The organism is Mycobacterium sp. UM_Kg1 (genome assembly GCF_000972925.1).
In the GTDB taxonomy this organism is placed as follows: Bacteria; Actinomycetota; Actinomycetes; order Mycobacteriales; family Mycobacteriaceae; genus Mycobacterium; species Mycobacterium hiberniae.
On sequence record NZ_JRMK01000125.1, the window covers coordinates 1 to 11,074 of the forward strand.

Below are 11,074 nucleotides of genomic sequence, written 5' to 3' on the forward strand. Positions count from 1 at the left end.
GATGTGTATAAGAGACAGGTGGCAAACCAGTAGACCGCCAGAAAGGCGTCGATATAACTGCGGGCCTGCGGCGGCACGGTGGCCGCGGCGGCGTCGATGATCTCCTTGGCACGCGCGGGTTGACCCAGCGTCCAGAGCATGTTGCTGGCACGCAGGAACGCCAGCCTGGCTCGCTCGCGATCATCGAGGTCTCCGGTTTCGACCTTGGCCAACAACGCATCGGCTTCGTCGCCACGGCCCAGCCACGACAGCGCGTGCGCGGAGACGAAAGTCGCCTCCGGCCCGGCGCCCGCGCGCACGGCCGCCTGCGCGAGTCGATCAGCGAGGCCAAGGTCCGCGAGCCAGACCGCGCCGCTGGCGGCCCGGGTGAACAGGTCGGCGTCCGGCACCAGGTCGGATTCGAGCACCAACGTGGCGCGACGGACCAGTGTGGCGATGTCGTCGCGGTCCTCGAGGGCGGCGAGCTCGGCTGCGACCAGGCCACGCAGTCTGCGCAGCCGGGTGGTGGCGGCCCGACTGCGGCGCACTTCCCCGTACAACGGGTGCGCGAGCCGCACCTGGGCTCCGCCGGTCGCCGGCTCCAGCGTGATCAGACCGCGTATCTCGGCCTCTTCCACCGCTGCCGGGTCGGTGATGCGTGTCAGCGCCACCAGATCGATCGGCTCTGCGACGGCAAGCACGTCGACAACGTCGCTGATTGGACTCGGCAGGGATCCGATTCGGGGTTCGAGGAACCCGACCAGGCTGGCCGGGATGATCGGGTCGCCGATCCAGCGCCACGGCCCTGCGGACTGCCGGACGATTCGGCCGGCGGCCAGCTCCGACTCGACGATGTTACGGAGATACAGTGCATTACCCAAGGTCAGCTTCCACAGCCGTTGCGCCGCTTCAGATTCCACCGGTCCACCCAGGGTGGCCGCCAGCAGCGCGACGACCTCGTCCGACGAGAGGGGTTGCAGATCGAGACGCTCGAAACGGCCGGCCGCCCAGATTTCGCGTACGGCATCGGGAATGGACTCGCCATCACGAAGGGTGAGGATCACTTTCGCCAGGCCACGTTGCACGATCTGATGGACCACGAAGGCCGAGAGGTCATCGATCAGGTGCGCATCGTCGATGCCCACCACCGCGGTACCCGACGGTGCGGCGGTCAAGGCTTCGATCAGGCTGCGGATCAGCGCAACGCTGTCCGTGACTCCCGTGGGCACCCAGGTGGCGAACGCCCCCAGTGGAATGCTGCGCGCCGAGGAGGTGCACACCACCCAGCGCACATCCTGTCCCGGCGGCGTGGCATCCGAGAGCAACTCGCGGCAGATCCGGCTCTTGCCGACCCCCGCCGCTCCGCACACCACGACACCGGACGTATCGGGGGCCGACAGTGCAGCTTGGAGGGTGTGCAGCTCCTCAGTACGGCCGGTCAGCGGCCACGACAAGCGCGGCTCGCTCACGTCATCGCCTCCGCCAGGGCGATGTGAGCTTCATATCCGGCGTCGATGGCTTGCTCACGGTAGCGGGCGGCATAGTCGCGGTAGCCGGCTTCGTCGCCGTGGGCACGGGCCAGCAGGGCGCGCATGCGCAGCAGCGGAATCTCGTTCAGTGCATACCCGGGATCGGTGGCCGCCGAGGCCAGTCGGTCGATGGCGGTCTGCGCTTCGTCCAGGTCTGCCGGGGTGGCGCGCTGCAGGAGGGATTCCACGAAGACCCTGACGGCCTCGCCACGCGCAATCATGTCCCCCACATCGAGCAGGTGGTTCACGGCGGCGCGTGAGGTGTGGATCGCCGCGTCGACGTCACCGGTGCGGGCCTGCTCGCGAGCCAACTCGGTGTCGTAGAAGCGCACGCCGACCTGCACATAGCCGTGCCGCAGGTAGGCGTCACGATAGGCAGTCAGGTAGTCCATCCCCGCCGCGCGTTGCGGGCCGCCCTGCCGAACCAGCACCAAACCGCGGGTCAGCAGTGCGGTGTCCACCGCGTAGTCGTCGCCGGAATGCTCGGCCCTCGCCAGGGCTTCAGCGGTATGCCGGTCTGCCGCCGCGTCAGGCAGCAGTACGCCGGAGTGAACCGCAAAGCCGTACTTGGCCAATACGGCGGTGACAAAGGTCCGCACGTCCATCTCGCGGGCCAGCTCCAGCGCCTCATCGAGATCCGCTCTCCACTCGGGCAACCCCAGACAGTATCGGCAGGATCCACGAAACATCAACGCGATCACCAGCGGCGAACCGATCAGCAGATTCCCCTTGGTGAGGTCGCCCTCGGCCAGCTCGATGATGCGTTCGGCCAACCGCAGGCACTCGACCGCTTCGCCGGCCTGGACCTTGATGTTGGCCGGCGCGATGGCCAGCGCCACCATGAGATCCGGGTCCCCGATGGACTCCAACAGGCGGACACAATCCGATGCCACCCGGGAGGCGTCGAGGTAGCGACTGTGGAAGATCAGGGTCGTCATCAGCCCTGCCATGCCGATTGCCAGCGATACCTGATCGCCGGCCGCCGTGCACAGTTCGCGCAGTTCATCGAATCCGGTGTCGGCGACCGTGCCGCTGACCCACGAGGTGCTGCCGCACAACAGGGTTCGCGGGGAGATGCGCATGGCAGATCGGCCAGGGGCGTTGATGGGCAACCGGTCGGCGACCGCTCGGGCGCGTTCCCAGCTCAGGCGCGCGGCGCGAATATCGCGGTTCTGCGCCCACGCTCCGGCGCGCATGTGCCAGTCGAATGCGGCCTGCAGATCATCGGCCGCCTCACGATGCTCGGCGATCAACGCGGCATTCTCATCGAGGGCATCGGCGTGGTTTTCTTCGATCGCGGCGGCCAACTGCCGATGCAGCGCGGCGCGTTTGGCCTTGAGCTGGGATTCGTAGGCGACGATGCGGATCAGCGGGTGGTGAAACGCGTATTCGGCGCGCGGGGCGAGCCTGACTCGATCGATGAGTTCCGCGGCGAGCAGGGGGGCCACCTGGGCCTCACCATCGAGCAACGCCAACTGGTCGGCGTCGAACCGCAGCCCGATCACCGCGGCGGCCTGCAGGGTCCGCTTGACCGCCGGGTCGAGCCGGTCGATGCGGGAGGCGATGGTGGCATGCACCGTCGCCGGTACCACGAGATCAGCGTGATCGACCGCGCAGGAATAGTTTCCGGGCGAGCCGGCCAGCACACCTCGTTCGGCCAGATCGCGCACCATCTCCTCGGCAAAGAGCGGGTTGCCTGCAGCCCGCTCGGCCAGCCGTTCGCGCAGGGGCGCCGCCGACGGGTCTGAGCCGACCAGATCCACGGCAAGTTGGGCGGTCTGGGATGCATTCAGCGGCCCCAGGTTGATGGTGTGCGAGCTCGAAGTGCGGCTCAACGCCCCGTGGTATTCCGGCCGGTAGGTGACCAGCACCAACGAGGGGGTCTGCGAGGTCACGCTCAGCAGGTCTGCCAGCAGTGCGTCGCTGACCTCATCGATCCAATGCGCGTCCTCGATGACGTAGACCGCGGGGGTGGTACGTGCCAGCGAGACCAGGTTGACCAACCGGGTCACCCGGCGCCGACGGGCATCGGGGTCGATGGCCGACAACGCGGCCCCACCCCGAATTCCGAGCAGATCCTCGAAGAGCAGCAAGTCCTCCGGATCCGCGCCGGGAGCGCTCTCCTGGACTCGAGCTCGCGCTGCCGCGTCATCAAGATCCGCGATGCCGAGCGCGGTGCGCAGCAGCGAAGTCGCGGCGTGGAAAGGGATCTCGCGCGCATGGGACTCGCAGTAGACGGCGAACACGTCGACACCGCGGCTGCGTGCCGCGGCACTGACTTCGCGGGCGATGCGGCTCTTGCCGATCCCCGGCGGACCGGCGACCCCGACGACGCAACCGGTGCCCGCGATCGCCTCATCCAGGATGCCCCTGAGCGCCCCCATCTCCCAGGACCGGCCCACCAGCAGCGCATCATGACGCTGCTGGTGCCGGCGCTCCGGGGACATCCCCAGCAGCCGCCGCACTGGCACCGGCTCATCGGCGCCCTTGATCCGGGCCAACTCGGGCTCGCCCAGTACCGCAACCTGGTACACCAGCCGGGCAGTCGATTCGCTGAGCATCACACCGCCGGGCGGCGCGACAGACTCCATCCGCTGCGCGAAACCGACCTCCTCGCCGATCGCCGTGTAGTTCTGCGCGGCCGAGCCGAGTTCTCCGGCAACCACCTGCCCGGAATTCAGTCCCACCCGCAGTGCCAGGTTGACACCGTCGGCGTGGGACAGCTCCGCAGCCAGCTGCTGGGCCTGCCGCTGAATCTCCAGCGCGGCCAGGCACCCCCGCACCGCGTGATCCTCCAACGCCACCGGCGCGCCGAACACCGCCATGACGGCGTCACCGATGAACTTCTCCAGCGTTCCGCCGTAGCGGCCCACCACACCGGCGCAGCGGCCGAACAGGGCGGCCATGATCTCGCGTAACCGCTCGGCACCCACGGCCGCTGCGATGTCCATCGAATGGACCACATCGGCGAAGAGAACCGTCACCTGCTTGTACTCCGCGGATGCCGTGGCGGCGGTGGTCGCCGCGCCGCAGCAGTGACAGAACCGCGCGCCGGCCAGGCATTGACTGCCGCAGGTGGAGCAAGTGGTCGCCGCTGTCATCGCTGCGCCGCCGATCGTGATCCGGTTTACTACCTCGGAAAAGAATATGCATTTCTTTACTAAGCGATGTTTTTTTAACCGAATCATCCCCGGTCAGCCGGTAATTTTGCGGGTGCGCAACCCCGGCTGTGCGCGGAAGCGGTATCACGCGACGCGTTTTTCGGCTAAGGATTGACGGGTGGAAACGGTGCTGGTGACCGGAGCGTTCGGTTTGGTGGGCTCGGCGGTGGTCCGCCGGTTGGCCGCCTACCGCACCGGCGTGGTCGCCACCGACCTCGACACCTCGGCGAACCGCAAAGCAGCGGCCCGACTGCCGAAGACGGTGCAGGTGCGCTATGCCGACCTCACCGACCCCGCGGCGGTCGCCGAACTGGTCGCCACCGTCAAGCCCTCCGCGATCATCCACCTGGCCGCGGTGATCCCGCCGTTCATCTACCTGCGCCGCGACCTGGCCTACCGGGTCAACGTGGAGGCGACCGGACACCTGCTTGCCGCGGCGGCCCGCCAGCCCGCCCCGGCGCGCTTCGTGCTGGCGTCCAGCATCGCGGTATACGGCTGCCGCAACCCGCATTCGGTTTCCGGTGTCCTGACCGCCGACACCCCGACCCATCCCGCCGACGTCTACGGCGACCACAAGGTGCGCGCCGAACAACTGGTCCGCGACTCGGCGCTGCCGTGGGCGATCCTGCGACTCGGCGGCGTACTCACCGTGGATCCGGGCCCCTACGTCAATCTCGACAACCTGTATTTCGAGCAGCTGCTGCCCGCCGACGGCAGGCTGCAGACCGTGGACGTACGAGACGTCGCCGCGGCGTGTGTGGCGGCCACCACCGCACCCGTGGTCGGCGAAACCCTGTTGATCGGCGGCGACGACTCCCACCGGCAGCTGCAGGGCGAGGTGGCGCCGGCGATCGCGGCGGCCATGGGGTTGGTCAACGGGACGCCTCCGGGCCTGCCCGGCGACCCCGACAACGACGACGGGTGGTTCAACACCGACTGGATGGACTGCCGGCGCGCCCAGGAAGCGCTGGACTTCCAGCACCACTCCTGGCCGCAGATGCTGGCCGAGATCACCGCCCGGGCCGGCGTGAAGCGGTACCTGCTGGGGCTGCTCGCGCCGCTGGCCCGGGTCGTGCTCCGCCGGCGCTCTCCCTACCGCCGTACCGGCCAGACGTTCGCCGACCCGTGGCGGGCCATCACCGACAAGTGGAGTGACCCCCGCCCATGAACCAGGAATTCACCCTCAACCAGCGGCGCGCGCTGGCCGTGTTCACCGTGCTGGCGCTGGCCTTCGGCGCGTATTTCCTGCGCACGTACTTCGTGCTGATCGTGGTCGCCGCGGTGGCCGCCTACCTGTTCACACCGCTGTTCCGGTGGCTGCGCCGCCGGCTGCCGTCCGGCCCGGCAGCGGCCGGCACGCTGCTGACGGCGCTGGTCGCGGTGATCGTTCCGGTCAGTCTGTTGGTCTTTCTGGCGGTCGTGCAGATATCGCGCGCCGTGGGCGAGGTCGCCGATTGGGTTCAGGCCACCGATCCCAACGCCCTGGGCGACAAAGTGCTGAAGTTCATCAACAGCGCGCTGGCCAAAGTCCCGTTCCTGCACGTCGAGCTGACTATGGAAACGCTGCGCTCGGCGATGGTGAATGTGGCGCAGAAGGGCGGTGAGCTGCTGCTGCACGTCCTGGAGGGCGCCGTCGGCGGGGTGGTCGGCGCGGTCACCTCGGCGGTCATCTTCTTGTACGTGTTCCTGGCCCTGTTGACCCACCGCGAGGAAATGCTCACCTTGATCCGCCGGCTCAACCCCCTGGGCTCCGAGGTGACGGACCTGTACCTGGCCAAGATGGGCTCGATGGTGCGCGGCACGGTGGGCGGACAGTTCGTCATCGCGGCCTTCCAGGGCGTGGCCGGAGCCACCTCCCTGTACATCGGCGGATTCCACCAGGGGTTTTTCATCTTCGCGATCGTGCTGACCGCATTGTCGATCATCCCGCTCGGGGGCGGCATCGTCACCATGCCGTTCGGCATCGGGATGGCACTGTTCGGCAATGTCTTCGGCGGGCTTTTCGTGTTCTTCTTCCACCTCATCGTGGTGACCAACATCGACAACTTCCTGCGGCCGGTGCTGGTGCCCCGCGATGCCCGGCTCAATCCCGCACTGATGCTGCTGGCCGTCTTCGCCGGTATCGGCATGTTCGGCTTCTGGGGGATCGTGATCGGCCCGGTGGTGATGATCATCATCGTCACCACCATCGATGTGTACCTGGCGGCTTTCTCCAGTGAGGAGACCAGCGAAGAACTGTTGGCAGACGGTTAGCGCGTCGCCGTGGCTACCCGGTGCTTGACCACGGTGGGGAGACGTTTTCCCACGCTGATGCGCATTCCTTGTCGCAACCACGGCCTTATGATCCGTCCGTGGGGTCGGTCGATTCGCGCGTCGGTACACACTTCGGGCCATACCAGCTGACCCGCTTGTTAGGTCGCGGCGGTTTCGGCGAGGTCTATGCCGCTCGCGACACCGAAAAAGACCGCATGGTCGCCCTCAAGCTCATGAGCACCACCTACTCCGCCGACCCGGTTTTTCGCCAACGCCTCTTCCGCGAAGCCAGCACCGCCGGGCGCCTCAACGAACCCCACGTCATACCCATCCACTCCTACGGCGAAATCGACGGACAGCTCTACATCGACATGCGCCTCGTCGAGGGCACCGACCTGCAAAAGCTGCTCGCCCACACCGGCCCTTTGAAGCCCGATCGGGCTGTGTGGATCGTCCGCCAGATCGCCTCAGCACTCGACGCAGCCCACGCCGACGGCCTGGTGCACCGCGACATCAAACCTGCGAATATCCTGCTCACCGGCGACGACTTCGCCTACCTCGCCGACTTCGGCTTGGCTAACGCCGCCACCGACACCAAACTCACCAAAACCGGCAGCACCATCGGCACCATGGCGTACCTCGCCCCCGAACGCTTCACCCTTCTCGCCACTCCGGACCACCGCGCCGACATCTATGCGCTGACCTGTGTCCTCTACGAATGTCTGACTGGAACCCAGCCCTACCAGACCGCGGACCTACCCGCACTGATGGGCGCCCACCTCAATGCGCCTATTCCCCAACCCAGTGCCCACCGACCCGGCGTGCCGCCCGCCTTCGATGACGTCGTCGCCATCGGGATGGCCAAAGACCCCAACAATCGCTACCCCACTTCCGGTGCGCTGGCCACGGCGGCTCACTACGCACTCTCATCACCACAGTTCAACCCACATCAGAACGACACCCAAACCTATTGGCCTACAACGACACCCATACCTTCACCGCCATTAGAATCAGCCGCACGCCGACGCCCCAGCCGCCGCGCCGTGCTGACCACCGCACTGGTGCTCATCGGCGTCGTCCTCGCCGTCCTGGGACTCAAAGCCCTATCCCGCCCGACAGCACACCCGAAAGCTCAGGAGCGCAACGGAACCCAGCAATCCGACTTGCACCAGCAGGGTCCGCCGGGACAAACCCAGCTGCAGTTCGACTTCCTCACACTGCTCGGCGTGACGGCGGACGGGGAGGGCAACGTCTACGCCGTAGGAAGTCCGTGGAACACCATCACCGTGATGAAACTGGCGGCTGGGTCCACCACGCCGATCGAACTGCCGATCTCAGACCTGAAGAACGCGTCCGACATCGCGGTGGACAGCACTGGGGCCGTGTACGTCACCGACTACATGAGCAAGCGGGTGCGGAAACTCCCTGCCGGGTCGAGTTCGACGATCGATCTGCCCTTCTCCGAGCTCGCCGGCCCGGTTGGTGTGGCAGTGGACACGGACGGCGCCGTCTACGTCAACGACCAGGTCATTTACGGAGATAACAACATCTGGAAACTCGCGCCCGGGTCGGATTCGCCTGTCAGGCTGCCGATCAGCGGAAGCTTTGTTCAGCCGTCATTGGCAACAGACGCAGCAGGCAACCTTTACATGTGTCAGTTCACCGGCCGAGTTGTGAAGCTAGCGGCCAGTTCATACGCCGAGACCGTGGTGCCGTTTACCGGTCTCCAGCGCCCCGAAGGCGTCGCCACCGACAAAGAGGGCAGCATCTATGTCACCGACGCGAGCGCCAACAAGGTAGTCAAACTGCCCGCCGGCTCCGCGAGGCAGATCGAGTTGCCGTTCACCGACCTCCAGAACCCATCGAATATCTCCGTCGATGCGACCGGCAGCGTATACGTTGCCGACTTTGGCCAGGCTCGCATCGGCAACGGCCACGAGGGGCGGGGCCGCGTATTCAAGCTGGTGCCGCAGTAGTCCCCTACCGGGTAGCCGGCAGCGGCGGCTGCGACTGCACGGCCGCCGCCAGGGTCCGGAACAGCGCGGGGCTGCCGGCGCCGGTGATCGCCAGCTGCGTCGCCCCGGACGGCGCGGCCAGCCGGGTGGTCCACACCGGATCGCCGTCGCCCTGATACACCACCCATCGGGTGCCCTCGACATCCTCGGTGCCGGTGGGGTGCAGAGTGGGCTGGATCGAGGCGACGAGGGCATTCTCGTCGGCGTTGCTCTGGGTCAGACTCATGTAGATCCCGCTCGGGCTGATGTAGCCCACCCGCGAGGTCACCGCGCGCAACCGCTGCCCCGAGGCGTCGGTGCGCCCGTCGGTGATGCTGCCGCGGGCACCGGAGTTGGGTTGCCAGCCTTCGGGCAGCGCCGGCAACCGCACCGGAAAACCGAGGGTCTGCGCGTCGGCGTTCAATGCCGCGACGGCGTCGTAGGTGGGCACCGGACCGGGGGTGACGCCGCCGGGGCGAAACGCGCACGTACCGGCCAGACCGGCCAGCGCGACACAGGCCAGGACCAGCGGCACCAGCGACCAGAACATGTCACGGCCGTCCTGCAACAGACGTGGTTTGGCAGGCTTGGGCGCCGGTTGGGGCTCGTTGGTCACGGGAGCCAGTATCCCAGCTCGATCGAACCGATCCGGTTCTGGGAGAATCATGAGCCGTGACTGGCATGACGGGACCAACGCGACGCGAAGCCCCAGACCGCAACCTGGCCTTGGAGCTGGTGCGGGTGACCGAGGCCGGAGCCATGGCTTCTGGCCGATGGGTGGGCCGCGGCGACAAGGAGGGCGGCGACGGCGCGGCTGTCGACGCGATGCGCGAACTGGTGAACTCGGTGTCGATGCGCGGTGTGGTGGTGATCGGCGAGGGCGAGAAGGACCACGCGCCGATGCTCTACAACGGCGAAGAGGTGGGCAACGGCGACGGTCCCGAATGCGACTTCGCGGTCGACCCGGTGGACGGCACCACCTTGATGAGCAAGGGCATGCCCAACGCCATCTCGGTGCTGGCGGTGGCCGAGCGCGGCGCGATGTTCGACCCGTCGGCGGTGTTCTACATGAACAAGATCGCCGTCGGCCCGGATGCCGCGGACGTACTGGACATCACCAAGCCGATCGCGGACAACATCGCCGCGGTGGCCAAGGTCAAGGGCCTGTCCGCCCGTGACATGACGGTGTGCATCCTGGACCGGCCCCGGCACGCCCAGCTGATCGCCGACGCCCGGGCCACCGGGGCGCGCATCCGCCTGATCACCGACGGCGACGTGGCCGGCGCCATCTCGGCGTGCCGGCCGGACTCGGGCACCGACATGCTCGCCGGGATCGGCGGCACCCCCGAGGGCATCATCGCCGCGGCGGCGATCCGCTGTATGGGCGGAGCGATCCAGGCCCAGCTGGCGCCCACCGATGACGCCGAGCGACAGAGGGCCCTCGACGCGGGCTACGACCTGGATGCGGTGCTGACCACCGAGGACCTGGTCTCCGGCGAGAACGTGTTCTTCTGCGCCACCGGGGTCACCGACGGCGACCTGCTCAAGGGGGTGCGCTACTACCCCGGCGGCTGCACCACCCAGTCGATCGTGATGCGTTCCAAGTCCGGCACCGTCCGGATGATCGAGGCCTACCACCGGCTGTCGAAGCTCAACGAGTACTCGGCCGTCGACTTCACCGGCGACTCCCACGCCGCCTATCCCCTGCCCTGACGTCAAGCGAGGACCCAAACAGCTATGAGCGAGATCGAGTACCGCATCGAACACGACACCATGGGCGAAGTCCGGGTGCCGGTCACCGCGCTGTGGCGTGCACAGACCCAGCGCGCGGTGGAGAACTTCCCGATCTCCGGGCGCGGCCTGGAGCGCACCCAGATCCGGGCGCTCGGTCTGCTCAAGAGCGCGTGTGCGCAGGTGAACGCCGACCTGGGTCTGCTGGCCCCGGAGAAGGCCGCCGCCATCAAGGCCGCCGCCGCCGAGATCGCCGACGGCAAGCACGACGACCAGTTCCCCATCGACGTGTTCCAGACCGGCTCGGGCACCAGCTCGAACATGAACACCAACGAGGTGATCGCCTCGATCGCCGCCGCCAACGGCGTGAACGTGCACCCCAACGACGACGTGAACATGTCGCAGTCCTCGAACGACACGTTCCCCA

At 67.4% G+C, this 11,074-nt stretch carries 9 protein-coding genes; 6 read left to right on the forward strand and 3 right to left on the reverse strand.

Translation table 11 applies throughout. The annotated features are described in order from the left end of the window. Both LI92_RS16735 and LI92_RS16740 read right to left on the reverse strand, forming a co-directional pair. Window positions 1-1,448, reverse strand: a 1,448-nt coding sequence (locus LI92_RS16735; protein ID WP_046320776.1) for an AAA family ATPase, incomplete at its 3' end; no start/stop codon positions are given. Beyond that, a complete protein-coding gene (locus LI92_RS16740) occupies window positions 1,445-4,609 on the reverse strand; it encodes an ATP-binding protein (RefSeq protein WP_046320777.1) in 3,165 nt (1,054 codons plus the stop codon). The genes LI92_RS16735 and LI92_RS16740, both read right to left, overlap by 4 nt. Between LI92_RS16740 and LI92_RS23810 the strand changes: the two genes are divergently transcribed. The 4 genes from LI92_RS23810 to LI92_RS16755 all read left to right on the forward strand — a co-directional run bounded on the left by LI92_RS23810 (window position 4,584) and on the right by LI92_RS16755 (window position 8,898). Then, the gene (locus tag LI92_RS23810; protein ID WP_192830076.1) at window positions 4,584-4,784 is read left to right on the forward strand and encodes a hypothetical protein; all 201 of its coding nucleotides are present in this window, start codon (window positions 4,584-4,586) and stop codon (window positions 4,782-4,784) included. The genes LI92_RS16740 and LI92_RS23810 overlap by 26 nt on opposite strands. A gap of 3 nt (window positions 4,785-4,787) precedes the next feature. Further along, window positions 4,788-5,837: an NAD-dependent epimerase/dehydratase family protein gene (locus LI92_RS16745; RefSeq protein ID WP_046320778.1), complete on the forward strand. Its 1,050-nt coding sequence runs from the start codon at window positions 4,788-4,790 to the stop codon at window positions 5,835-5,837. Next, the gene (locus LI92_RS16750; protein ID WP_046320779.1) at window positions 5,834-6,922 is read left to right on the forward strand and encodes an AI-2E family transporter; all 1,089 of its coding nucleotides are present in this window, start codon (window positions 5,834-5,836) and stop codon (window positions 6,920-6,922) included. The genes LI92_RS16745 and LI92_RS16750 overlap by 4 nt, the downstream gene beginning before the upstream one ends. 98 nt (window positions 6,923-7,020) lie before the next feature. Beyond that, on the forward strand, window positions 7,021-8,898 hold the full coding sequence (locus tag LI92_RS16755) for a serine/threonine-protein kinase (RefSeq protein WP_046320781.1): 1,878 nt from the start codon (window positions 7,021-7,023) through the stop codon (window positions 8,896-8,898). A gap of 4 nt (window positions 8,899-8,902) precedes the next feature. On the opposite strand, the gene LI92_RS16760 is transcribed toward LI92_RS16755, so the two are convergent. Beyond that, the gene (locus tag LI92_RS16760) at window positions 8,903-9,532 is read right to left on the reverse strand and encodes a DUF4245 domain-containing protein (RefSeq protein ID WP_046320783.1); all 630 of its coding nucleotides are present in this window, start codon (window positions 9,530-9,532) and stop codon (window positions 8,903-8,905) included. A gap of 65 nt (window positions 9,533-9,597) precedes the next feature. On the opposite strand from LI92_RS16760, the gene glpX reads away from it, so the two are divergent. Beyond that, a complete protein-coding gene (gene glpX, locus LI92_RS16765; RefSeq protein ID WP_192830075.1) occupies window positions 9,598-10,629 on the forward strand; it encodes a class II fructose-bisphosphatase in 1,032 nt (343 codons plus the stop codon). 24 nt (window positions 10,630-10,653) lie between these two features. Beyond that, a partial coding sequence (locus LI92_RS16770) for a lyase family protein (RefSeq protein WP_046320784.1) occupies window positions 10,654-11,074 on the forward strand: 421 nt, incomplete at its 3' end.